This is a genomic window from Pedobacter sp. KBW01 (genome assembly GCF_003852395.1).
In the GTDB taxonomy this organism is placed as follows: domain Bacteria; phylum Bacteroidota; class Bacteroidia; order Sphingobacteriales; family Sphingobacteriaceae; genus Pedobacter.
This window is the reverse complement of sequence record NZ_QAJQ01000007.1, coordinates 179089-204241: the sequence shown is the minus strand read 5'-3', so window position 1 is coordinate 204241 and position 25153 is coordinate 179089. Positions and strand designations below refer to the sequence as shown.

General features: G+C 39.4%; 22 protein-coding genes. 16 read left to right on the top strand and 6 right to left on the bottom strand.

Going from position 1 to position 25153, the window contains the following annotated elements:
* Positions 1-92 precede the first annotated feature (92 nt).
* The 7 genes from DBR40_RS07690 to DBR40_RS07660 all read left to right on the top strand — a co-directional run bounded on the left by DBR40_RS07690 (position 93) and on the right by DBR40_RS07660 (position 9098).
* Positions 93-275 (top strand): hypothetical protein, encoded by a 183-nt coding sequence (locus DBR40_RS07690; protein WP_124559167.1) that lies wholly within the window; start codon positions 93-95, stop codon positions 273-275.
* Positions 276-306: 31 nt separating this feature from the next.
* Positions 307-699, top strand: coding sequence for a VOC family protein (locus tag DBR40_RS07685; protein WP_124559166.1), 393 nt, complete (start codon positions 307-309; stop codon positions 697-699).
* Between the two features lie 711 nt (positions 700-1410).
* Positions 1411-2493: an efflux RND transporter periplasmic adaptor subunit gene (locus DBR40_RS07680; protein WP_124559165.1), complete on the top strand. Its 1083-nt coding sequence runs from the start codon at positions 1411-1413 to the stop codon at positions 2491-2493.
* Positions 2494-2516: 23 nt separating this feature from the next.
* Positions 2517-5687: an efflux RND transporter permease subunit gene (locus DBR40_RS07675; protein ID WP_124559164.1), complete on the top strand. Its 3171-nt coding sequence runs from the start codon at positions 2517-2519 to the stop codon at positions 5685-5687.
* A complete protein-coding gene (locus tag DBR40_RS07670) occupies positions 5680-7116 on the top strand; it encodes a TolC family protein (protein ID WP_124559163.1) in 1437 nt (478 codons plus the stop codon). The genes DBR40_RS07675 and DBR40_RS07670 overlap by 8 nt, the downstream gene beginning before the upstream one ends.
* 334 nt (positions 7117-7450) lie before the next feature.
* Positions 7451-7903: a VOC family protein gene (locus tag DBR40_RS07665; RefSeq protein ID WP_233603829.1), complete on the top strand. Its 453-nt coding sequence runs from the start codon at positions 7451-7453 to the stop codon at positions 7901-7903.
* Positions 7904-7952: 49 nt separating this feature from the next.
* Positions 7953-9098 carry a serine hydrolase domain-containing protein gene (locus tag DBR40_RS07660; protein ID WP_124559162.1) on the top strand — a complete coding sequence of 382 codons (1146 nt, stop codon included), beginning with the start codon at positions 7953-7955 and terminating at the stop codon, positions 9096-9098.
* A 28-nt stretch (positions 9099-9126) separates the two neighbouring features.
* Here the strand turns inward: DBR40_RS07660 and DBR40_RS07655 are convergent, their stop codons facing one another.
* A complete protein-coding gene (locus DBR40_RS07655) occupies positions 9127-10014 on the bottom strand; it encodes an AraC family transcriptional regulator (protein WP_124559161.1) in 888 nt (295 codons plus the stop codon).
* A gap of 88 nt (positions 10015-10102) precedes the next feature.
* Between DBR40_RS07655 and DBR40_RS07650 the strand changes: the two genes are divergently transcribed.
* Positions 10103-11044, top strand: coding sequence for an NADP-dependent oxidoreductase (locus DBR40_RS07650; protein WP_124559160.1), 942 nt, complete (start codon positions 10103-10105; stop codon positions 11042-11044).
* Between the two features lie 249 nt (positions 11045-11293).
* Here DBR40_RS07650 and DBR40_RS07645 read toward each other — a convergent pair whose 3' ends face one another.
* A complete protein-coding gene (locus tag DBR40_RS07645; protein WP_039472099.1) occupies positions 11294-11506 on the bottom strand; it encodes a DUF3606 domain-containing protein in 213 nt (70 codons plus the stop codon).
* Between the two features lie 230 nt (positions 11507-11736).
* Between DBR40_RS07645 and DBR40_RS07640 the strand changes: the two genes are divergently transcribed.
* The 5 genes from DBR40_RS07640 (at position 11737) to DBR40_RS07620 (ending at position 14607) form a co-directional block, all read left to right on the top strand.
* Complete coding sequence (locus tag DBR40_RS07640) at positions 11737-12948, top strand: glycosyltransferase family 87 protein (RefSeq protein ID WP_124559159.1); 1212 nt, start codon at positions 11737-11739, stop codon at positions 12946-12948.
* Between the two features lie 73 nt (positions 12949-13021).
* Positions 13022-13318 carry a Dabb family protein gene (locus DBR40_RS07635; RefSeq protein WP_124559158.1) on the top strand — a complete coding sequence of 99 codons (297 nt, stop codon included), beginning with the start codon at positions 13022-13024 and terminating at the stop codon, positions 13316-13318.
* Between the two features lie 130 nt (positions 13319-13448).
* Positions 13449-13769 (top strand): hypothetical protein, encoded by a 321-nt coding sequence (locus DBR40_RS07630; protein WP_124559157.1) that lies wholly within the window; start codon positions 13449-13451, stop codon positions 13767-13769.
* Between the two features lie 105 nt (positions 13770-13874).
* Positions 13875-14072 (top strand): hypothetical protein, encoded by a 198-nt coding sequence (locus DBR40_RS07625; RefSeq protein WP_124559156.1) that lies wholly within the window; start codon positions 13875-13877, stop codon positions 14070-14072.
* A gap of 28 nt (positions 14073-14100) precedes the next feature.
* Positions 14101-14607 (top strand): RICIN domain-containing protein, encoded by a 507-nt coding sequence (locus DBR40_RS07620; RefSeq protein WP_124559155.1) that lies wholly within the window; start codon positions 14101-14103, stop codon positions 14605-14607.
* Between the two features lie 60 nt (positions 14608-14667).
* Here the strand turns inward: DBR40_RS07620 and DBR40_RS07615 are convergent, their stop codons facing one another.
* The gene (locus DBR40_RS07615; protein WP_124559154.1) at positions 14668-17070 is read right to left on the bottom strand and encodes a TonB-dependent receptor; all 2403 of its coding nucleotides are present in this window, start codon (positions 17068-17070) and stop codon (positions 14668-14670) included.
* A 158-nt stretch (positions 17071-17228) separates the two neighbouring features.
* Here DBR40_RS07615 and DBR40_RS07610 point away from each other — a divergent pair, with 158 nt between their 5' ends.
* Positions 17229-18404: a DUF3095 domain-containing protein gene (locus tag DBR40_RS07610; protein ID WP_124559153.1), complete on the top strand. Its 1176-nt coding sequence runs from the start codon at positions 17229-17231 to the stop codon at positions 18402-18404.
* Between the two features lie 79 nt (positions 18405-18483).
* Positions 18484-19632, top strand: coding sequence for a sensor histidine kinase (locus tag DBR40_RS07605; protein ID WP_124559152.1), 1149 nt, complete (start codon positions 18484-18486; stop codon positions 19630-19632).
* A gap of 60 nt (positions 19633-19692) precedes the next feature.
* Here DBR40_RS07605 and mgrA read toward each other — a convergent pair whose 3' ends face one another.
* Positions 19693-20682 (bottom strand): L-glyceraldehyde 3-phosphate reductase, encoded by a 990-nt coding sequence (mgrA, locus tag DBR40_RS07600; RefSeq protein ID WP_124559151.1) that lies wholly within the window; start codon positions 20680-20682, stop codon positions 19693-19695.
* 65 nt (positions 20683-20747) lie between these two features.
* On the bottom strand, positions 20748-22772 hold the full coding sequence (locus DBR40_RS07595) for a beta-L-arabinofuranosidase domain-containing protein (protein ID WP_124559150.1): 2025 nt from the start codon (positions 22770-22772) through the stop codon (positions 20748-20750).
* A gap of 256 nt (positions 22773-23028) precedes the next feature.
* Between DBR40_RS07595 and DBR40_RS07590 the strand changes: the two genes are divergently transcribed.
* The gene (locus DBR40_RS07590; protein ID WP_166211206.1) at positions 23029-24201 is read left to right on the top strand and encodes an aldose epimerase family protein; all 1173 of its coding nucleotides are present in this window, start codon (positions 23029-23031) and stop codon (positions 24199-24201) included.
* Positions 24202-24330: 129 nt separating this feature from the next.
* Here the strand turns inward: DBR40_RS07590 and DBR40_RS07585 are convergent, their stop codons facing one another.
* A complete protein-coding gene (locus tag DBR40_RS07585; RefSeq protein WP_124559149.1) occupies positions 24331-24996 on the bottom strand; it encodes an HAD family hydrolase in 666 nt (221 codons plus the stop codon).
* Positions 24997-25153 lie beyond the last annotated feature (157 nt).

The window sequence follows — 25153 nt, the reverse complement described above, 5'->3', positions numbered from 1 at the left end:
TTTTTTATGTAAATTGCTACGAAGGTTAAAACATTTCTTTCCAAATTTCCACATAGCTTGCGATTACAAGCAGCATTTCATAGTTTTGAAACATGCAGGAGCTTTCGATGTCGTTACAGATAGATTTGATGGAACTTAAAGCCAGGTATAGCTTTATTATGGAAGAACTCGATGCACTTTTTGCCGATGCTTACCTATCTAAAATCGGGGCCAAGCAAAAACTGGCCGATCAGATGCTGAGGGAAATTGAACGCATATTGAGCCAGGCTGAATAATTGCCAATCCCTATACTCAAATCTATTTGCCATGATAAAATATAGCTACACCATTTTATATGTTGCCGATGTAGAAAAATCTATCCGGTTTTACGAAGAAGCATTCGGTTTCCAAAGAAAATTTATTACACCAGAAGCTGATTATGGCGAATTGTTAACAGGCGATACCACACTCTCTTTTATTACAAAAACACTCGGAAATGCCAACCTGAAGAACGGTTTTTTAGAAAGCCGTTTAAGTGAAAAACCATTCGGCATTGAACTGGGCTTTGCCACACCAGATGTTGATTCTGTAATAAAGCAGGTAATACTATCAGGTGGTACGCTTTTAGAAGAAGCAAGGCAAAAGCCATGGGGCCAAACCATTGCCTATGTGCGCGATTTGGATGGCTTTTTAATCGAAATTTGTACCCCTATGTCCTAAAATAATTCCTTTTACAGCTTAGGTAACTTTATAATAAAGCCCCAAAAAAGTGTTCAGCTTTTTTGGGTTTTTAGTTAAGATTTGAAATGATTTTTCATAAGAAACACCAGATGACAGTACTATTGACGTTCAGCAGTTGGTTTTGATCGTTTGAGGTGCAGTTCTGATAAAGTAAAGTGCAGTTCTGATCATTTAAGGTGCCCATATGATAAATTACGGTGCGGTTCTGATCATTTAAGGTGGGGCAGTTCAATAAACTGTGTCAAAAAAAATATCCTTAGAAAAGCTGTTCTAAAATTAAAATTGAGTTAATCTTTTGTCAATTTACAGTTAATTAAAATATTTTATACTCAGATTAAAATGAACTTAAAAACTAAAAAATAACCTGTTTGCCGTTCGTTTTCTGGTAAATAGAACACTAATCCATTTATTTTGATCGTGTTTTAGCTAAAATCATGATCAAATTTCCAATATATAGCCCTAATCTTTCCTTTTTAGTATAAAAGACAATTCTGGTAAGTCCAAATCTGAATTTCAACTTCATTTAAACTTCATAAATCTGTATTTATTTCGCTATCGAATTAAATCATTGCGTAACCCTGAATTATTGATCCACCATTGTGCTGTTTAGCAGCATATTAATGATGAACCGGTTGGCAAAGGAAAACTAATGAAAAAAAATAAATCAGATAACTAGTCAAAAAAACAAAGATGAAGAGAAATGTAATGTGCCTCGCTTTGAGTGCTTTGCTTTACCTAACAGCGTGTACATCCAAAAAAGAAGAAAAAGAAGAAGTAGCCACTTATGCGGTAACCAGTCCGATAAGAATGGATACATCGTTTACCAAAGAATACGTTTCGCAAATTAAATCTGTGCGGAATATTGAAGTAAGAGCTCAGGAAAAGGGTTATCTTCAGAATATTTATGTGGATGAAGGCCAGCATGTTAAAGCTGGTCAGCTTTTGTTTAAGATTATGCCTAAAGCAGCACAGTCAGAGCTGGCAAAAGCACAGGCAGAAACAAAATCGGCACAAATTGAGCTGGAAAACACCAAATTGCTGTCTGATAAAAATATTGTTTCCAAAAATGAACTGGCCATGGCCAAAGCTAAACTGCAATCTGCCAATGCCGAAACCTCACTGGCAAAATTTCATTTATCCAACACCGAAATCCGTGCACCTTTTGATGGTACCATCGATCGCATTCCTTTAAAATTAGGTAGTTTGGTTGATGAGGGCGCTTTGTTAACCAGCCTTTCTGATAACAGCCAGGTGTTTGCCTATTTCAATGTATCGGAGCCTGAATATCTTAATTACCAGAGTGCTGCCAAAGTAAAGGGCCAGCAAGAGGTTAGCCTGTTATTGGCCAATAACGAACTGCTAAAAGCCAAAGGTAAGGTAGAACTGATCGAAAGTGAATTTGATAACGAAACCGGAAACATTGCCTTCAGGGCCAGGTTCAACAATGCCGATAATCTGCTTAGAAACGGCGAAACCGGTAAAATACAAATGGTGGTACCTTTAAAAAATGCTTTGGTCATTCCACAAAAAGCTACCTACGATATTCAGGATAAAACCTACGTTTTTGTGATCGATAAAAACAATAAAGTACACTCAAAAGCCATTACCATAGCAGGCGATTTGCCCGATTTATACATTGTAGGCGATGGCATTACGGTAGGCGATAAGATCTTACTGGAAGGTGTGCAGAAGGTTAAAGATGATGATAAGATCGCTTTTAAATTCCAGCAGCCTCAGGATGTGATGAAACAATTGAGACTGAAAACAGAATAATCTAAATCCTCCATACTTATTTTATGTTTAGTAAATTCATACAAAGGCCCGTCCTTTCTATCGTAATATCGCTTGTTATTGTGTTTTTGGGTGTGTTGGCCATTAGCTACCTGCCTGTTACGCAGTTCCCTTCTATTTCGCCGCCTAAAGTAAATATTACGGCCGAGTATCCGGGGGCTAACAACGAGCTCTTAATTAAATCGGTGGTTATTCCCTTAGAGCGTGCGCTTAACGGCGTACCCGGAATGAAATATATTGCATCCGATGCCGGTAATGATGGCGAGGCCTCTATTCAGGTTGTATTTAACCTGGGTACCGATCCCAATCAGGCTTCGCTTAACGTGCAAAACAGGGTAGCAGCCGTAACCAATAAACTTCCTCCTTTGGTGGTTCGCGAAGGGGTAAAAATTACCCGTGAGGAGTCTAACATGTTAATGTACATCAACCTGTACAGTAAAGATCCTAAAATGAACCAGAATTTCCTGTATAACTATGCCGATATCAACCTGCTTTCAGAGTTGAAAAGGGTAGATGGGGTAGGTTTTGCCGATATTTTGGGCGACAGGGATTATGCAATGCGCATCTGGTTAAAACCAGATCGCATGCAGGCATATAAAATCTCGGTTGATGAGGTAATGAAAGCGCTTGATGAGCAAAGTTTAGAAGCCTCGCCGGGTAAAACAGGTGAGAGCTCGGGTAAACGCTCCCAAGCGTTCGAATATGTGTTAAAATATTCGGGCCGTTTTAATACCAAAGAAGGTTATGAGAATATTGTACTAAGGGCAAGTGCCAACGGCGAGTTACTTCGTTTAAAAGATGTAGCCGATGTTGATTTTAGTGCAGCGGCTTATAATTTGTACTCTACCTTAAACGGAAAGGCATCTGCCGCAATCGTTTTAAAGCAATCGTATGGTAGTAATGCCACTCAGGTAATTAAAGATGTAAAAGCCAAAATGGCTGAAATTAAAGCCAGTTCATTTCCGAAAGGACTGGATTATGAGATCAGTTATGATGTGTCTAAATTCCTCGATGCCTCAATTGAAAAGGTAATCCATACGCTGGTAGAAGCTTTTATTTTGGTAGGCTTAGTGGTATTCCTGTTCTTGGGCGACTGGCGTTCAACACTGATTCCGGCTATTGCGGTTCCGGTATCGTTGATTGGTACTTTCGTTTTCATGCAGTTCTTTGGTATTACGCTCAACTTAATCACTTTGTTTGCTTTGGTACTGGCCATTGGGGTAGTAGTAGATGATGCCATTGTGGTAATTGAGGCGGTGCATGCCAAGATGGAGCACAACAGAAGGCTTTCAGTACTAAAAGCTACGCAACAGGCCATGAAAGAAATTGGTGGGGCAATTATTGCCATCACCTTTTTAATGGCATCGGTATTTATTCCGGTAGCATTTATGTCGGGTCCGGTAGGTATTTTTTACCGTCAGTTCTCTATTACCATGGCAACGGCCATTATCCTTTCGGGTATTGTGGCTTTAACACTTACCCCCGCATTGTGTGCCATCATGCTAAAAAACAACCATGGTAAAAAAGGTAAGAGAACCATGATCGATCGCTTTTTAGATGGCTTTAACAATGGTTTCGCTAAGCTTTCGGGCAAATATGAGCTTGTGCTTAGCAAAGTGGTAAGCCGCAGAATATTAACGTTTGGTGTTTTAATTGCCTTCTGTTTGGGTGTTTGGGGCTTAAGTGGTACAGTACCATCAGGCTTTATTCCGAATGAGGATCAGGGTATGGTTTACGCCATTATCCAAACACCTCCGGGATCTACTTTAGAACGTACCGATCAGATTGCAGAAAAACTACAGAAAATGTGCGAGGAGATTGACGGTGTTAAATCTGTTTCATCGTTAGCCGGATATGAGATTCTTACTGAAGGTACAGGTTCTAACTCAGGTACCTGTTTAATTAACCTGAAAGACTGGAACGAACGTAAACATTCTGCTGTAGAGATTATCGAAGAACTGGAAGAAAAATCTAAATCTATCCCGGGAGCAACTATCGAGTTTTTCCAGCCACCAGCGGTGCCGGGTTATGGTGCAGCAGGCGGTTTCGAACTTCGTTTACTGGATAAAGCAGGTAGCGGCGACTATAAAAAAATGGAAACTGTTGCTAACGATTTCGTAAAAGAGCTCAATAAACGCAAAGAACTGTCGTCGGTATTTACTTTCTACAGTGCCAGTTTCCCGCAGTATATGCTCAACGTAGATAATGATATTGCCCAACAAAAAGGCGTGAGCATTGATAATGCTATGAATACGCTTTCTACTTTTGTGGGTAGTAATTATGAAACCAGTTTTATTAAATACGACAGGCAGTATAAAGTAATTGTGCAGGCCTTGCCACAATACAGGGCCCTTCCGGAAGATATCCTTAAACTATCGGTAAAGAACGATCGCGATGAAATGGTACCTTTTTCTGCCTTTATCAAGATGCAAAGGGTTTATGGTCTTTCGGAGATTACCCGACACAACATGTACAACGCTTCGGAGATTAGTGGTCAGTCGGCTCCGGGCTATAGCTCGGGTGAAGCCATTAAAGCCATTACCGAAGTAGCCAAGAAAACATTGCCAAGGGGATTTGGTATCGATTGGGCTGGTATTTCTAAAGATGAGGTATCGAGAGGTAATGAAGCTATATACATCTTCCTGATTTGTTTGGGTTTCGTTTATCTGGTGCTTGCGGCACAATACGAAAGTTTCATTTTACCACTTTCGGTAATCCTTTCATTACCTGCAGGTATTTTCGGAGCCTTTGTATTCCTTAAGTTATTGGGACTAGAAAACAACATTTATGCTCAGGTGGCAATGGTTATGCTCATCGGTTTGCTGGGTAAAAATGCGGTACTGATTGTGGAGTTCGCTACGCAGCGGCATGCCCAGGGTGCATCCGTATTTAAGGCTGCCATGGAAGGTGCTACAGTGCGTTTCCGTCCGATTTTAATGACCTCTTTCGCTTTTATTGCAGGTTTAATTCCTTTAATGATCGCCAGCGGACCGGGTAAAATCGGTAACCGTACCATTGGTTCGGCTGCAGCAGGAGGTATGCTTTTCGGAACCATATTTGGGGTAATCGTAATACCGGGCTTATACTACGTATTCGGAACAATTGCAGCTAGACACAAGCTGATTAAAATTGAAGAAGAACATCCGTTAACAGAAGAAATAGAAAACAATGTTTAGGAAAAATATATATAAAAGCGTTGGATTGGTGTTGATATGCGCTGCATATACCGCCTGTAAGTTACCAGAAGTAGCCCAACGTGCCGAAAATAAAAACGTACCTGCCGCCTTTAACAATGGCGGGCAGGATACGGTAAGCACTGCAAGTATACAGTGGCGTAAGTTTTTTACCGACCCAAATCTGATAAACCTGATTGATACAGCCCTTAAAAATAACCAGGAGCTAAACATTACCCTTCAGGATATTGAGATTGCCAAAAACGAAATCAAAGCCAAAAAAGGAGAACTTTTACCAAGTGTAAGCTATGGTGTGGGCGCCGGTTTTGATAAAGTGGGTCGTTACACCAGTTCGGGAGCAGGCGATGCCTCTACCGAAATTACACCCGGTAAAGAAGTGCCAGAAATATTACCCGATTATAAATTTGGTTTACAAGCCAACTGGGAAGCCGATATCTGGCATAAACTGCGTAATTCGAAAAAAGCTGCCATTAGTCACTATTTGTCTACAGTTGAAGGTAAGAATTTCGTAATCACCAATTTAATTGCCGAAGTGGCTAATTCTTATTACGAATTGCTGGCTGCCGATAACCAGCTGGAGATAGTGAAAAAGAACATTGAGCTGCAAAGCAACGCACTGGAGCTGATGAAAATACAGAAACAGGCTACACGGGTTACCGAGCTGGCTGTACGCAAGTTCGAGGCTGAGGTGTTAAGCTCTAAGAGCCTTGAATTTGATATTCAGCAGAACATTACCGAAACTGAAAATAAGATCAATTTCTTGTTGGGCCGTTTTCCGCAAACCATTATCAGGGATAAATCTAATTTTACGGATTTAGTGCCGCCAACTGTTCAAACTGGCTTGCCAGCGCAGTTATTGGCTAACCGCCCGGATATTAAACAGGCAGAATACGAATTGGCAGCTGCCAAACTGGATGTTAAAGTTGCCAAGGCACAGTTTTACCCATCGCTGGGCATCTCGGCAAGTATTGGTTACCAGGCTTTCAATCCATCATATCTGTTAAGAACTCCCGAATCGTTGATTTACTCTTTAGCAGGAGATTTAGCAGGACCGTTAATTAACCGTAACGCCATAAAAGCCGAGTATTTAACTGCAAATGCCAAACAGTTGCAAGCCGTTTACGATTACGAAAAAACCATTTTAAACGGATACATTGAGGTAGCCAATCAAATGTCGAAAATCAGTAACCTGCAAAAAAGCTACGATTTGAAATCGAAACAGGTAACAGCCTTAACACAATCCATTGATATTTCTAATGATTTATTTAAAGCAGCAAGAGCCGATTATTTTGAGGTTTTAATGACCCAGCGCGATGCCTTACAATCGAAACTGGAATTGATTGAAACCAAAAAGCAACAGTTAAATGCAGTGGTAGATATTTATCACGCCCTGGGTGGAGGGTGGAACTAGGTTTAACCTTTTCCATTTAAGATAACATTCAAGTCAAATCCTTATAAGTACAGGCTGCTCCGGTTTTGGAGCAGCCTTTTTGATTTTGTCATTCTGAACGCAGTGAAGAATTTCTCTGCGCTAATTTCTAGCCACGGATGTACGGAACCCACGGATTCCATGGTTTGTCACGCTGAGCGGAGTCGAAGCGCCTTAAGCTAATTCGTCATTTCTAGCGTAGCCGAGAAATCTGTTTTAACCATCTATTTCCCGCTAACCAACGCATCATTTGTAAATAAGCCATGACGGGATCACTTTTATTAAAAATAATCAGTTATAAGTCCCATATTTAAACATGAAACAAATCTTCCTGGGCACTGCTATTCTATTTTCTATTATTTTTCAAAAAGCCATGGCGCAAAACAATCCTCCTGCTGTTTTAAATCACATTGCGGTTTATGTAAGCGATTTAAAACAATCGACTGATTTTTACGAAAGTGTTTTTAACCTGAAAATCATTCCCGAGCCTTTTCACGATAACCGCCATACCTGGTTTACGCTAGGGGCAGCCGGACAGTTACATTTAATTCAGGGTGCGAAAGGCACTCAAAACTTTGATAAGAATGAACATTTATGTTTCAGCGTGCCTTCGGTTGATGAATTTGTAAAAAAGCTGAACACCAAAAAGATCAATTTCGAAGACTGGGCAGGGAAGGAGAAAGGCATAACCTTGCGTGTTGATGGCGTAAAACAAATTTACTTTAAAGATCCCGACGGGCATTGGCTCGAAGTAAACGACGCGAAATAATTTTTAGCTCCGGCGTATTATCCATTTTTTTTGTCCTTATCCTGAACTGATGAAACTGACTTTGCCAAAGCATTTACTGAAGCTGCTTTTACTCACGCTGATACCTGTACTATCAAAAGCACAAAATAACGGGGTAGAAGCCGATTTGAAGCAAATTATGGAGAAATATAGTGCCGTAGGTACTGCTGTTGCTGTGGTTAAAAATGGTAAGGTTGTTTACACGAAGGCTTTTGGTTTAAAAGATCTGGAGAATAAAGTACCACTTACCAATAACGATATTTTCAGGATTGCCTCTATTTCCAAATCCTTTTCTGCCACGGCAATCATGCAATTGGTTGAGGCAGGAAAGATTAGCCTCGATGATGATTTTGGAGACTTAGTGGGTTTTAAAATCAGAAATCCCAAATTTCCTGAGCAGAAAATTACCCTGAAAATGGCTTTATCTCATACCTCAGGTTTAAACGATTCGCAAGGATATTTAAACCTCGATGTGATTAATCCTGACAAAAATCCAGATTGGGCCAAATGTTATAATGATTATTTGCCGGGCACAAAGTTCGATTATTGTAATCTCAATTTTAATCTCATTGGCATAATTCTCGAAAAGCAATCGGGAGAGCGCTTCGATCGTTATATCAAGAAGCAGATATTAAAACCACTGGGGCTTTATGCAAATTACTGTGTCGATTCGTTAGATAGTACACGTTTTGTAAAATTGTATGAGTACCATGCCGATAGCAGAACCTACACACCATCGCCAGCTGCTTATGCACCACGAAGAACCGAAATTGCCAATTATGTAATGGGTTACAGTACACCTGTTTTTTCGCCAACTGGCGGAATGAAAATTTCGGCAGGTGATTTGGCTACCTACATGATCATGCACATGAATTACGGGAAAGCTAAGGGTATTCGTATCATCTCGAAAAAAAGTGCAGGGCTAATGCAAACAGCTTTGAGTGCCGACGAAGGCTATGGTTTTGCATTGCGCAGCGCCGATAATTTAATTCCCGGCGTTAAGTTAAAGGGACATACCGGCTCTGCATATGGATTGTATAGTACCATGTTTTTTAACCCGAAAGATAAGTTCGGATTTGTAATTATCACCAATGGCATTAATGCAACCTACACAGATGGTTTTCCCGATTTTAGCCGTGCAGCTATTAATTGTTTGTACACGCATTTTGTGAAATAGAATTCCGGCATGCTGTAGTTTACGCCATTTAAGCTAGTAAATCTGCTTTTTCGAGACTTTGTGTATCAACAGCTGTTTTTTGTTGTACAAGCTTTCTAAATGCCTTAGGGCTATTGCCTTTTTGTTTCCTGAAAAATTTATTGAAATGGCTTTCATCGGTAAAACCAAATTCACTGGCAATTTCATTTAAGCGTTTGTCGCTAAACTGCAAACGATGCTCAATAAGTTTCGTTTTGTAATTGGCAATATACTGTTGCAATGTTTCATCAACATGTTTTTTAAAGTAACGGCCCAAATAAGCTTCAGAAATGCTAAAGTTACTGCTGATGATATCGGCCCTTAGTTTTTCGGGGTAATAAATATTGCGTTGTACATATTGTAGCATATCCATCGCCTTTTCTTCGGTACCTACATTGGCCTGTTCGGGAAGGTATTTGGCAATATTGCGGGCAACAATAATAATAAGTGTGTTAACCAGTTGTTGCACCAGTTCTTTATTGTACAGGTCTTTTTCAGCCTGCTCTTCAATAATATTCCAGATAAGCGATCGTACAATCTTCTTGTCGCGGGTGTTTTTTAAAATACAGCCTGGCTGGTGGTTGGCATTTTGGAGGATGTACTCCAGTCGCTTAATATTTTCAGTCTGCAAACCTCCGTTTTTTAAATAAATATCATTAAAGCGGAGGAAAAACAATTCTGATGTTTCTTCAATAATCAGCTCATGGCAATCTTCGGGGGTAATTAAGAACATATGCTCCGCATGGTAATTAAACCTGCTGTTATTTATGCATTGCTTTCCTGTGCCATTTAACACAAAAACCAGTTCAAAAAAGTTATGTTTATGTGCCTGTTTGGAGCACTCGTTTAAGGTAAGGTGCGCAGTTGAAAAAGGCTCGTACAGATTTTCTTTTAGCATGAGGCAAAAATACCAAATTATAGAAACAATATACCAATATATTTAATTTTATTGGTATAATTTTGAATCGTTAATTAAAGATAAAAAAATGAAAGCGATAATATTAAAAGATTTTGGCGGGGTAGAAAACCTCGAATTGACTGAAAAACAAATTCCTTCACCTGGAGCTAATGAGGTGTTAATTAAATTAAGTGCCATCAGCATTAACCCTGTTGATGTGAAAACCAGATCAGGCAAAGGTATTGCGGGCTTAATTAAAGACCAGTTGCCAGTAATTTTAGGTTGGGATATTTCGGGTACCATTACTGAAATTGGCGAAGGTGTAACCCGGTTTAAAACTGGTGATGAGGTATTTGCTATGCTGGCCTTTCCGGGTTTGGGTAATACCTATGCCGGGTATGTGGTAGCAAAAGCAGATGAACTTGCCATTAAGCCCGAAAACGTAAATCATAACGATGCGGCTGCGGCAAGTCTGGCTGCATTAACCGCCTGGCAGGCACTTACCTCACATGCCAATGTACAAGCCGGGCAACGTGTTTTAATACATGCTGCTGCTGGTGGGGTCGGGCATTACGCCGTACAAATGGCTAAACACCTTGGGGCTTATGTTATTGGCACAGCCTCCGCTGCAAACCGCGATTTTGTACTTCAATTGGGTGCCGATGAGCATGTTGATTATCGGGTACAGCCATTTGAAGAAGTAATTAAGGATATTGATTTTGTGCTCGATTCGATGGGGGGCGACTATATCGACCGTTCGTTAAAAGTAACGAAGAAAGGTGGTACTATTATCAGTATCCCTTCAGGTTTAAATGAAACCGTAACCGAAAAAGCAAAAGCGCTGGGCATAAATGGCTATACCATCAGGGTTAAACCAAATGGAAATGATATGGGACAAATAGCGGGCTTGTTGGCTGATGGAACAGTTCGTTCTCATGTATCTGCAGTTTTTCCGTTTGAAGAAATGGCTGTTGCGCACCAGCAAATAGAAACAGGCCGAACAGTTGGGAAAGTAGTCTTAACGTTTTAACCAACAGACACAAAATTATACAGGCCCGGCAAATATGCTGGGCTTTTTTTGTTGAACAATGCCATCAAAGCAGATTAATAAGGCCGTTTTTAGGAAAAAAAACACTCAGGATCCTGATACAGGCTTTAGGATTCGTAACAGCATTTCCTGTAACCTTATCATTAAAAACAGCCTTTGTTGCTGGCAAATCGATCAGATGTGCACAATCGGTAATGGGCTTTTCGTACTTAATTTTCACAAGAATATCAATTATTGCGGATTGACGAAACGTTGATAAGTACTAGCTTCCTTAATTTTTTCAAGCATTAAATAATCCTTCAGTTTCGAAAATTCCATACTCTGGATTGCTTTAACAACTGATTTCAGCTTTTCGCTGCTCACACCCAAACGGGTAGCCCAGTACTGGCGGTCTTGTTCGTCAGCAATGTCGATAAATTCTTTCCTGGCATTTATCGAGTTCATTTGATATTCCATTGATTTATAAATTGGTTAAGGAATAAACACCTCAGAAAAGGATTTGGTTTTTGTGTTTTGTCAACTAATTTTCATTTAAGCCAACACACTCCATTAACCAGTATGGGATATTTTTTGATATTCGTCAAATATTTCCAAAAGGAGTATTATTTTCTCTACAAAATAGTTGGAAATGTGATTTTTGCTTAATATTATTGTATTGTAATGTATTTTTTACAATGACTAATTATTCTAACCCCATTGCACCCGGTGGCTCAGCCAGCAAAAGATTTTATCAGGAAAATCGTTTCGTATTGCTTTTATGGGTGCTTGTAACACTCATTTTTGTAATCGATTCGTGGGTTACACACCGGTTTAATAATTACCTCATTTTCGAAAATACTTTCAGGAACCTGATTCACGAACGTTCCTTGTATGCACCTTATCCTAATTTCCACGACGACGCAAATCATTACGGGCCGGTATTTAGCGTTTTAATTGCGCCATTTGCATTAATGCCAAATAGTATTGGTTTATTGTTCTGGAATTTATTTAACTGTTTCCTGCTGTTTAAAGCCATTCAAACCTTGCCGGTAAGCGACGATAAAAAGGTAATTATCGGTTACATTGCCATTCCCTGCCTTATCGAATCGATGCTGAACCAGCAATTTAATGCCGGAGCAGCAGCATTAATTATTCTGAGTTTTACGCAATTGAATAAGAGCAATAATATTTGGTCGGCTTTTTTTATTGTGCTGGGCACTTTTATTAAACTTTATGGCATTGTAGGCCTGGTTTTCTTCTTCTTTGTTAAAAAGAAACCCCAGTTTATCCTTTGGCTAATTATCTGGTCGTTCATTATCCTCGCTGCTCCCATGTTGTTTGCATCGCCCGGTTTTGTGTTGCATGCTTATCTGGATTGGAAAAGTTCGCTGATCGGAAAAAATGAAATCAACGTTCTGGGTGGGGGCATCGATATTTCGATTATGGGATTCTTCAGGCGTATTTTAAACCAGCCAGAAATTCCTAACCTGCTTTTTCTTTCACTTGGTGCATTGATTTTTATGCTCCCCTTTATTCGCATTGCCCGTTTTTCGAAACCCAAATTCCAGCTGATGATATTGGCTTCCGTACTGCTTTTTCCGGTGTTATTTAGTACCGGTGCAGAAGATTGTACCTTTATCATTTCAATTGTAGGTGTGGGAATCTGGTATATCTTCGAAAACAATCGCGCAATGAAAAAAGTATTGCTACCTGTTTTGCTTGTAATTGCCTGTAATTTTCCTTTACTGCTGTTTCCGGTATATGCCAAAGCGCACCCTTTATCGCTTGCCGTTATTAGTTTGCCTTATTTTCTGGTGTGGTTAAGAATCATTTACAATGCCACCAAAAGCAATATGGCATATGCAGAAGACACCAGGCCTGAACTGGCTGGTGCGTTAACCAAATGATGAATTGAAACAGGATTTCGGATAAAAATGTTGAACTGTTAGGGCTTTCCTTATATTTGGGAAAATTTATATCATGATTGCACACCACGTTTTATTCTGGCTTAAGGCCGATACCACTGAAGAGCAAAAACAGGCTTTTCGTAACAGTTTACAAAATTTAGAAAACATCGAAGTAGTTAAAACCTTCCATATCGGCGTACCTGCACCTATTGAGCGTGCAGTTGTAGATACTACTTATACTTTCAGCTTACTTTTGTTATTTGAAGATTTAGCTGCACATGATGTTTATCAGGTTCACCCTTTGCATAAAGCATTTTTAGATGAGTTTAGGGTTTATTTTGATAAGGTTGTGATATACGACGCAGAATAGTAAAATGCCAGATGTAAATCTGGCATTTTTTTTACACGCTTATTAAGTAAAATTGAGTTTTGTTATTTGGAATTGTTCTAAATAATATGATATTTGTTAATTCCTATTGATAAATATTAAAGGCTACTTTATGTGTAAAACTACAATACTGGCTCAAAATGAAAACATTACCATTGCGCAATGCAAAAATTGCAGGGTTTTAAATATATGGCGTGCCGGCGTTTTAATGAATTTCTCTTTCGATCAGTTCGATGCTTTTTATATCGCTACCAAAAAACTGGCTTTTGATGATTTTCTCGAGTATGCTCCTGATGGGAGAGAGGTTGTAATCCTGTCTACGCCATTTCCAGATATTAGTTTGGTATTTACACGCATGGAGTGGCACGAATTTTTTATTAAGGTAGAGGAAGCGTTATACATGAAGCGCGTGTATGAGCTCGTTCATTACTAATTAAGTTTACGTATATGTAGTGTGGTTTACTTAATTATAAGTATTTTTATCAGCTACGAATCCAAAGCTTTTTGGATTACGTAAATACGGTAAAAAGACAATCTCATGGAAAAAACCGCTACATTAATTAAAAGAGCAGCAACCAATATACATCAGTTAGATAGTATTAAAATAGGTGACTTTTTAGCTGATGAATACGGTAAATCTGGTAAAGTGTGCGATATCGAAATCATCAACCGAAAAGGTGAGTGTCACTACTACTTTAAACTGCTCAAATCAGGTACAATTTTGATTATTGTATAATTCTTTTTTACTGATTAAATTAGGGGTAATGAGACGATATCTGATTACAACTAGTTTGTTGCTCCTGATTCATTGCTGTGTTTCAGGCCAAACCATAAAAGGCAACTACGCAATTAAAAATGTAGAAACCGGTATGCTTTTACGTATTAAAGATGCCAGTAATAAAAACGGAACACCATTGGTAGCTTACCCAGCCCAAAACTGGAAATGCATGACCTGGAATTTTATTTCGGCGGAGGGCAATACTTATCAGTTAAAGAATTTGCTTACCGGTAAAACATTTCAGCCAAAAGCAGGTGATGATGCTACAGAAACTGTTTTAGAAGAACAAGCCCTTAGCCCGGGAAACACCACTCAGCAATTTGATTTTGAACCAGCCGGTAAAAATATTTATTGGATTAAACTTAAAGGAACGGAACTCTATTTAACTTCTGGCGATAAGAAAGGAACAATAAATTTGCCGGTTATCCTTAACAGAAAAAATGGCACCAAGGAGCAGCAGTGGAGCATATACGAGCAGGCACCAACCATGTAAAAATAAAACGGGCGGGATTTGATTAAATCCCGCCCGTTCTGTTATAATTAATGTAACTAATTAAAATTTATAAGATAAGGTAGTTACGAACTGACGTGGCGCTATTGGATTAACACTGTAGTTTTCGTGAACAAAATAGTTCAGCTCGTTGGTAATGTTCGAAACTTTTGCCAGAAGCGAGAATCTTTTCCAGCTATATCCTGCAGAGAAATCTATTGTAGTAAATGCGCTTAAAGGAATTAATCTTAAAGTTGGTGCATTTTTAGCATCGTTCCAACCGCCATTACGTTTACCAGTATAGAATGCTGATGCACCCAGTTTAAGTCCTTTTACCGCTCCATCCTGGAAAGTATAAAACAAAGTTGCATTGGCTGTATTTTTGGTTGAACCTACTACACGAACATTTTCAATCATGCCGGTTACATCTGCAGTATTGGTGTAACGTCTATAGTTGTATGCATAGCCTAATAAGAAATTAAGTCCTTTCGCAAGTGTTCCGTTTATATCCAACTCCACACCATCGCTTGTTTCTTCACCATTTAATTGCTTAAATACAGTACTAGACGTCCCATCTGGAAGTATAGCTGCCTGAGCCACATTATTGTTTATTGTTTTGTAATAGGTTAGGTTGGCAGATAATTTTCCACCAAAGAAATCGTTTTTAACGCCGGCCTCATATTGATCAAGTATTGATGGCTGAAGTGCATTATTGTTAATATCTACACCTGTATTCGGACTGAAGTTATTGGCATAACTTATATATACTGAAGTGCTTTTAAGAGGCTGATAAATTAATCCCAATTTAGGTGAAAATGCATCATCAAATTTGGTTGCACCAGTTGTCGTAATGCCTGTTTCTAAATTCAAAGCTCTGGAGCTTGCATTTTTCTGATCGGTGTAACGCAATCCGGCTAATACTTTAAATTGTTCGGTAACTTCGATTAAATCTTGCACAAAAGCACCGTATCTGTAGATAGGGGCAAGTGTTCTTGTTGTACTGAATGCCTCAGGCATTATTCCAGAACCGTAATAGGTAGATTCGTCGAATACGTTCACATTGCCATAGTTGAAAGTTGTAATGTATCCTCCTTGGGCATTTTTACCGTAAGCAAAGGCATTACTGGTTACTCTCGATTGATCTGCATCTACACCGAATAATACCGTGTGTTTAATGCTTCCTGTATTAAAACTACCGTTAATATTAATTTGTTGGTTGTAGGTATATTCTTTACTCAATGCTCTCGAAAGGTTTCGGGCCGAAATACCTGCTGTATTTGCCTGGATACGGTCTGATCCATAATAATTACGATTATAGGCCTGGAACGATCCAATGGCACTTAATTTCCAGTTCGCATTAAAATTATGTGTTAAATTAGCCTGTGCTGTTGTGGTGTTTGTTTTGTTGTAAGCCCATGGTGCATTAATAAATTTATCGCGTCCAAAATCTACAATCTGGCTGTTAACTGATCCCACACCAAAATCTGGGGTATAGTCGCTTTTTAAGTAATCTCCCTGAACTAAAACCTCGGTTTGATCACTAATTTTATATAGTAATGAAGGATTAATGTAGAAACGTTTTGATTTTACATAATCTCTAAAACTTCCGGCATTTTCGTAGGTTCCAATCGCTCTAAAAGCAAGTTTCTTAGAAATTGGTCCGTAAAGGTCGATAGTTGGTTTATATTGATCATAACTACCGGTTCTCATGCTCACTTCGCCGCCATTTACAAATTTAGGCTTTTTAGTTACCATATTTACCACAGCACCACCGGTTACACCTCCATAAAGTAGGGCGGCACTTCCCTTTAAAACTTCTACAGATTCTAAAGTGCTAGCCTCAGGACTACCACCAATGGTAGTTCTTGCACCGTTTTTGAAAATGTTATTGCTACCTAAGCTGTATCCTCTGGCAAAGAAGTTTTCGCCAACACCACCGCGATTAGCACCCAGGGCAACACCATTAATGTTTTTCATTACATCGCCAAGACTATTAATCTGTTGATCGGTAATTACCTGATTGCCGATAACTTGTACCGCTTGTGGCAAATCCATTGGGGCAATGGCTATTTTACCAAGGTTTACCGGTTTACGGTTCGGGGTTTTATAACCGTTAACAGCAATTTCATCTAATTGTGAAGAAGACTGAGCCAAAGAAAAATCGGCGCTGGTACTTTGGCCAGCAGTAATTGTTACCTGTTTTTCTTGTGCTGATATGCCAACGGCAGATGTTTTTAAGGTATAAGTACCCGGAGCTACATTTTTAATGGTGTAGTTTCCTTTATCATCTGTTTGGGTAGTTTTTGTTGTGTTTTTTAAACCAACACTTACATAAGCAGCGGGGTTACCATCGCTGGTTTTTATTGAACCTGATATCGATCCGTTTTTAGATTGGGCCATGGCATTGCCAGCAAAAAGCAGCACTACAACCACACAAGTTAATAGTTGGGTAATTTTTTTACTCATCTTTATTTAGATTAATTCTTAGTTGCCGCAAAGGAACTAAATCTACATTAGATTACCAAAATTATTTTTATTTATTCTAAATAAGGTTTGTGTTGAGTTGCTTTTTGGAGATACACATCGCTTTCAAATCCGTATATTTAGCTTGTTAAGCCAATTCTATGTCAGATAATACCAATCATTTTTACGCTAACCTGCCGGTTAATAAAATAGCTTTGGCGCAACTGCTGCTGCACAATGATTTGTTTAAACCAGTACCAGGGGATTGGCAGGTAATCATTACCGACATTAAAAATTCTACGGCAGCGGTAAAGGCGGGACAACATGAAAATGTAAACCTTATAGCCACCGGGAGTATTGTTGCTGTGCTTAATATTGCCTTTAAAGCCAATATCCTTGTCCCGTTTTTCTTTGGTGGCGATGGGGCAACGTTTATCGTGCCTCCTGGGATGGTATCGGAGGTTATGAAATCTTTATTAAAATACCGCGAAAATACGTTGAAAGCTTTCAATATCGATTTGAGGGCGGGTGTAATGGCCGTTGATGAAATTTACAAAGCAGGTCATCAGCTTCAAATTAGCCGGTACAGTAGCAGCGAAACATTTTCAATTCCCATTGTTTTAGGTGATGGGTTGGCTCATGCCGAACAGTTAATTAAAGGCGAAAACTACCTGCTATCAACACGGGATACATTGGCTAATGAAATCGATTTAAGTGGCATGCAATGTCGCTGGGATAAGATTGAACCACCCGAGAACAGCGAAGAGGTGGTAACTTTAATTGTAGTGGCACAGCAATGCGAACAACAAGCTCTGGTGTTTAGCAAGGTAATACAGCACATCGACCAGATTTACGGTGCACCTGAAAAAAGACAGCCCATTTCGGTACCTAAACTCATCTTTAAAACAAGTTTTAACAGCTTGAGCAAAGAGGTGAAACATCGCTTTGGCAAAATCAGGTTATTTGAATTCATTAAATCGTGGATCATTAATATGTATGGCTATATCTATTTACGTACATCAAGCGGCAAAAAATACCTTAAACAACTGGTAGAAATGTCGGATACACTTGTAATTGATGGCCGGATAAATACTGTAATTACCGGAACAGCAAAACAACGCTTAACCCTGCAGACAGAGTTAGATAAGCTGGAACAAAATAATGCGATTTTATATGGTTTGTATGTAAGCGGCGAGTCGATTATGTCGTGTTATGTACGCGATTTAGAAGACGACCATATTCATTTTGTGGATGGGGCTGAAGGAGGCTATACAAACGCTGCGGGTGTATTAAAGCAGAAAATACGAGAAAGACTTACTCCATATGGTAGTATTTAACCACTTGCTCAAACATTTAAATGTATTAGTTGTATGATTAATTGAAATACTAATCAACAATGCAATAATCTTCTTATACATGAGCGTACATTCAAGAGTTTTAGATAGTACCCAGCTTTTAGAGATTCTTTCCTTATCTAAAGATGCTACGGCTATTTACACCTCTGAAGATATTGTAATAGAAATGGCCAACGACGCCATGATTGCTTTTTGGGGCAAAGACCGCTCTATTATTGGCAAACCTTTGCAAGAGGCAGTTCCCGAATTGATAGGGCAACCCTTTATCAATATGCTAAAGAATGTTTTGCTAACAGGGATAACCGATAGTGGAGACGCCATCCCTGCAGAAACCATGCGCGATGGAAAATTGCAAACGGCTTACTACACTTATGAGTACAGGGCAATTAAAGATGAATCGGGCCTGCCATATTGCATCATCCACACCGCTAGTGATGTTACAGATATGGTGAAGGCCAGACAAGCCATTAAAGAAACACAGCTGCAACGCGATGCCCTGGACCAGGAACAGGTTTTAATCAACATCAAAGAGGAACAGCAGAAACATGATTTCATCAGTATGGTAAGCCATGAGCTGAAAACGCCTTTAACCTCAATTAATGCCTACATTCAGCTGATGCAGTCGAAAAGCTCATCTGACCATTTTATGGTAAACACTTTAGATAAGGTGCAGAAACAGGTGAGGAAAATGAGTACCATGATTAACTCTTTTTTAAACGTTTCCCGGCTCGAATCGGGTGAAATCCATTTGCACAAAACAGAATTCGAGCTGGATCAGGTAATAGCAGATGCTGTAGAGGATGCCAAATTCATTTATTCATCTAATTTTATCGATTTTACAACTAATGGTGCCAAAGTAACGTACGCTGATAAAGAGAAGCTAACCTCGGTGGTTGCAAACCTGATCAGCAATGCCATAAAGTATTCGGATTATGGGAGCGCTATTGTGGTGCGATCGGAAATTGTTGGCGACAAGGTACAAGTGAGTGTGACCGATAATGGAATTGGGATTAAAGAGCATGAATTGGAAAAGCTCTTTGATCGGTTTTACCGGGTAGAAAGCACTCAGACTAAAACTATATCGGGCTTTGGGATTGGATTGTACTTAAGTGCAGAAATTATACACTTCCATAACGGAAAAATATGGGCAGAAAGCACTTATGGATCAGGATCTACCTTTTATTTTACGCTCCCGTTAGTTGCTAATTAAATCCTCTCAGGAGAATAGAATAGCCCCTTGCCTTTATGTTCGGTAAGGGGCTGTTATAGCTTATTTTAATATTTCGTCAATCAGTTTTATTTCTGTTTCGCTAAATTCAATATTATCCAAAGCTTTAATTGAATCAGTTATTTGTTCTGATTTACTGGCCCCTATAAGCACTGTAGTAATTCTTTTATCTTTCAAGATCCATGATAGGGCCATGTGTGCCAGTTTCTGGCCGCGCGATTGAGCCACTTCGTTTAGTTTACTAATCACTTCCACTTTCTCGGGCGTAATATTGCTCTCTTTTAAGAAAATACCACTGGTTGCCACGCGTGAATCGGATGGGATACCATGCAGGTATTTATCGGTAAGGAGGCCTTGCGCCAATGGCGAAAAAGGAATACAACCTACACCGTTGTTTTCTAAAACATCGAGCAAGCCACCTTCTACCCAGCGTTCAAACATCGAATATTTAGGTTGGTGGATTAGGCAAGGTGTACCGTTTTTGCTTAAAATTTTTATCGCTTCTGCTGCTTCCTCTGCCTGGTAGTTCGAAATACCTACATACAAAGCTTTTCCCTGTTGCACCAAAAGGCTTAGGGCAGCCATCGTTTCTTCAAGCGGTGTTTCCGGATCGGGGCGGTGGTGATAAAAAATATCAACATAATCCAGCTTCATTCTTTTTAAACTCTGATCTAAACTAGAAACCAGGTACTTTTTCGAACCCCAGTCGCCATAAGGACCATCCCACATGGTGTAACCGGCTTTGCTCGAAATAATCATCTCGTCGCGATAACCTTTAAAATCCTCGTGCAGTATTTTGCCAAAAACTTCTTCGGCCGAACCTGGGGGCGGACCATAGTTGTTGGCCAGGTCGAAATGTGTAATGCCGTTGTTAAAGGCTGTATATATTAAGTTTTTGCTGTTTTCAAAAACGTTTACATGTCCGAAATTATGCCATAAACCTAACGAAATTGCAGGTAATTTAATGCCACTGTTTCCGCAACGGCGGTATAACATTTTATCGTAACGATCGGTTGAAATGTGTTGATTCATAACTGGGGTTTGATTGGTCGCAATATTAATCAGTTTTAACGGATTTTACTTCATCATACGAAAGATTATCTGCCCACCAATGGAAATTGCGAAATGCGCAACCTGGTTGATCCATAAGGAACCAGTGTAATTTCTTCAGTTTCTTTGGCTGTTTCCAACTGATAGGTAATGCTATACGGAATCGGACCGGCCATTTCATTGTATAATTTCCATGAAGGGATGCGTTTGGCCTTTGTTTTAATCTGTATGGGCGCATTTTCGAGATTCCAGGGATAATTACTTATTGGTGCAGCTTTTTCTACAGTGAATTTTTCTTCCAGTTTATTGTTTGGAAAATCAAAAAGTCCATAACTCCAAGGCGTAGTGGGGTGAATTTCGTCGAAAGCATCACCGTTATCAATTGGATCAATCGTGTTTTTAACCGGTTTTACGGCTTCGCCTATTTTTAAGGCATAGGTAATTGGACCTCTTTCTACCGAAACAGAATTTTCGAACCAGGTATTTTTAAAGATGTGCATAGGCAATTGTAATTCAACCACATCACCCGATTGCCAGTTGCGGTTAATTTTAACTATCGCATTTCCTTTTGATGTTTCTACAGCAGTGCCATTTACTTTAACTGTAGCTTCTTTACACCAGGCTGGTATTCTTAAATGAAATGGGAAGTTAATCGCTGTTGACTTTTTAGTAAAGCTTAAAGTAAATTTGATCGCTTCCTCGAAAGGATAATTGGTTTCCTCTTTGATCATTATCTCTTTACCATCTGCCACTTGTAGTTTTACTTCACTAGGCGAATATACTAAAGCTGCCACACCCTTATCAGCCGTAGCGTACCAGAGATTCTGCGTAAATTTTGGCCAGCCCTGGTGCATATTCGAAGTACAGCAAGGGTAGCCCGAAAGTAAGCCATAACATAAATCGGCACCGTGGTGGTTAACATCGAAATTGTGCATCTGCCTGCTAATCATTACCTGGTTAGCCTGCTGAAAATACTGTCTTGCCATATAATCATCTGATGCCTGGGCAGGTAGGGCATTAAAGGCAATTTTTTCTAAGCGGTCGGCGTAATCTACGTCACCGGTAATTTCTAAAGCAGTTTCTAAGGTAAACATCATTTCAACTGCAGTGCACAGTTCAGAACCCTGGGTAGGGTTATTGCCGTGCAGCGATTCGTCGCCACCAAACATGCCATTGGCAAAGCCATTGTATTTATCCAGGTCTTTAAAGCCCTTTTTCAAGGCGTCTAAGTATTTTTGCTCGGGGTGCTGCTGGTAATAAACTAAAGGTTCTTTCATACCCTGAGCCAAATTTACAGCGTGCACACTGCCAAATCGGGTAAGCATTTCACCTTCGGCAAAAGCATTGGTGAAATCGAAAGTCTGGCGATGAATCAGGTCGGCCAGTTCAAGTAAAAACTGGTCGTTGGTTTTATTATACAGCCAATAAACCACTGCTAAATTATCGCCGGCGCGGTATCTGGCCCAAAACGACCAATGGTCTAGTGGTTTTGAGGGCAACTCTTTCAGCTGATACTTAAAATAATTGGTCATGAGCGTAATCACCCGTTTATCGTTGGTTGCGGTATAGTATTGTTTTAAAATTTTAAGCATCACCATTTTTGGCCACCAATCACGGCTATTGTCGCGTTGAAGGCCTGGCTCGTTGCTGTAATCTTTAATGGGGCCAAAATAACCGTCAGGCTGTTGGCTTTTTATGGCCCATTCTACCCATGGTTTGGTTTTGGCGATCAACTCCTTGTCTTGCAAAATATAAGCCAATGGCAATAAACCATCAACCCAGTAGGGGCCGCGTTCCCATTGATCGCCATCGCCGCCTAACCAGCCATTGCGGCCACCCATAACTGAAGGGTAAAGTTTATCCAGGTTTCCGGTTGAACCAGTCTTTTGCCTTACCAGCATTTCTTTTAGCCAGCCCCCGGCTTTAATGGCACCAAGTGGCAATTCGAGGTAAGGATTTTTACGCAATGCAGCCTTCTGTAAGGGTACGGCAGACTGTCCGTTTTGGTTTTGTGCAAAGCTTGCTGTAGTTAGGCAAAGCAAGGCAATGTTTAGTAAATTTTTAATCATCATTTGTGCTTTTGGTTAGAAAATTAACTTTCTTTTTTGCGTTATACTTTTCAATATTTCCGCATTGGTTCAAAAAAAGGTAACGGATTTATACATTTTGTTATCATCATTTCTACATATCGTCTCATTGATGGTAATTGACCTAAAATATGCTGCAATATATTGTTTTGAATTGTTCTAAATCGTTTTATTTGTAAAATTAAGTGATATGCCTATATTTAAAAACTTAATTAAAACGCTAAACCAAATATTCATTTCTATGAAATTAAAAACATTAACGGGCCTGGCAGTTGTCGCTGCAATGGGAATTGTTTCCTGCCAATCTGGAACCAAAAATGCTTCATCGGCCGATAGTTCAAAAAAGGATTCGGCTGGAGTTGTTAAACTAGTTGCCGATTCGTTTAAAAAAGAAATTGATGGTAAACAAACAGCTTTGTATACCTTAAAAAACAAAAACAATGCGGAAGCCGTTTTTACCAATTACGGCGGGAGATTAGTTAGTTTACTGGTACCTGGTAAAGATGGTAAACTGGTTGATGTAGTAGTAGGATTTAAAAGTGTAAGCGATTACGAAAAATCAACCGAACCCTATTTTGGGGCAACTATCGGCAGGTACGGAAACCGCATTGCTAAGGGTAAATTTACTTTAGAAGGTAAAACCTATACGCTATTTACCAATAATGGCCAAAACACGCTTCACGGAGGTAAAAAAGGTTACCAATATGTGGTTTGGGATGCAGAACAACCCAATGCAAACACATTGGTATTACATTATTTATCAAAAGATGGCGACGAAAATTTTCCAGGCAATTTAGATGTTAAAGTAACCTATACTTTAACTGACGATAATGAGCTTAAAATGGATTACGAGGCTAAAACAGATAAAACTACAGTGGTGAACTTAACCAATCATGCCTTTTTTAACCTAAATGGCGATGGAAGTGGCGAAATTTTAAACCATGAAGTACAAATTTATGCTGATGAATACACGCCGGTAGATTCGACACTGATCCCGACCGGAAAGCTGGAAAAAGTAGCTGGAACACCTTTTGATTTTACCAAAGCAACTGCAATAGGTGCACGTATTAATGATAAAAACGAGCAGCTAACTTTTGGTAAAGGTTACGACCATAATTATGTGCTAAATAAAACCAAAGGCTTAGGTATGTACCATGCTGCTACCGTTAAGGGCGAAAAATCTGGTGTGGTAATGGATATTTATACACAGGAACCAGGCCTGCAGTTTTATAGCGGTAATTTTATGCAAAGCAAAAATACTTTTAAAACGGGTGCAAAAGACGATTTTAGAACGGCAATTGCTTTAGAAACACAACATTTTCCCGATTCTCCAAATCAACCGGCATTCCCCTCAACGGTATTAAAACCAGGGCAGCTTTACAAAACAGGTTCTATTTACAAATTCAGTAAATAGTTCAGGCAACATGCAATTGTGCTCGTCATTCCCGCGTTCGTGGGAATGACGAGCATTTTTTTATTGGATTATCCCATTGGTGACAACACCCGAGCAATTATTTATAGTAATGTTTAAATGCAGACTGATTTAAAAAAGCTGCTGCAAGGCGGGGTCGGTATAATCTTTTATAAAAGCAATAATGTTCGGGTTATCGTTAAATTCTGCTTTGGTATGCATGGTGGTTAGCACCACACAAGGCATGCCAGCGTTAAGCGCCGCTTCAACACCCTTTGGAGCATCTTCAAATACCACACATTCGTTTGCGGCAACACCTAAAATTTCGGCACCTTTGGTAAAGGTTTCGGGATCGGGCTTGCTGTTAGTCACATCTTCGGCGCTTACAATGGCTTTAAAAAACGAGCGGATTTTTAAATTATCCAGTACAAAATTAATGTTGAAAGGAATAGCGGCCGAACCAATGGCCATTTTAATACCTGATGTCTGCGCCTGATTGAGGAAATCGCCCAGTCCGGCAATTAGTGTTAAATGCTTTTTATAGGCAGCCTGATAACGATATTCTTTTTCTATCGATATCTGATCAATCTGTTCCTGAGAAAAATGACCTACACCAAAAACTCGCTCCAGTAAATCCTGGTTTTTACCATACATCTGCTTTTTTACAGCATCAAAGCTAATTTTAGCGCCTAAATCCTGCGTTAATATATTGTGCCAGGCATGATTATGAAAAGCCATATCGTCAATCATCGTTCCGTTAAGATCGAAGAGAAAAGCTTTAGGTTTGTGATTCGTCATGGTAGCAAAAATATCAGATTTTTTTTATCCTAATGTTAAAATACAATCATTAAACAGAAAATTAACAAATCGCGCACAGTTAATAAAACAAGGTTTTAATGGTTAAAAAATAAAAATGAGCTCTACTGTAATTTTTTTGCTATTTGATACGTTTTGG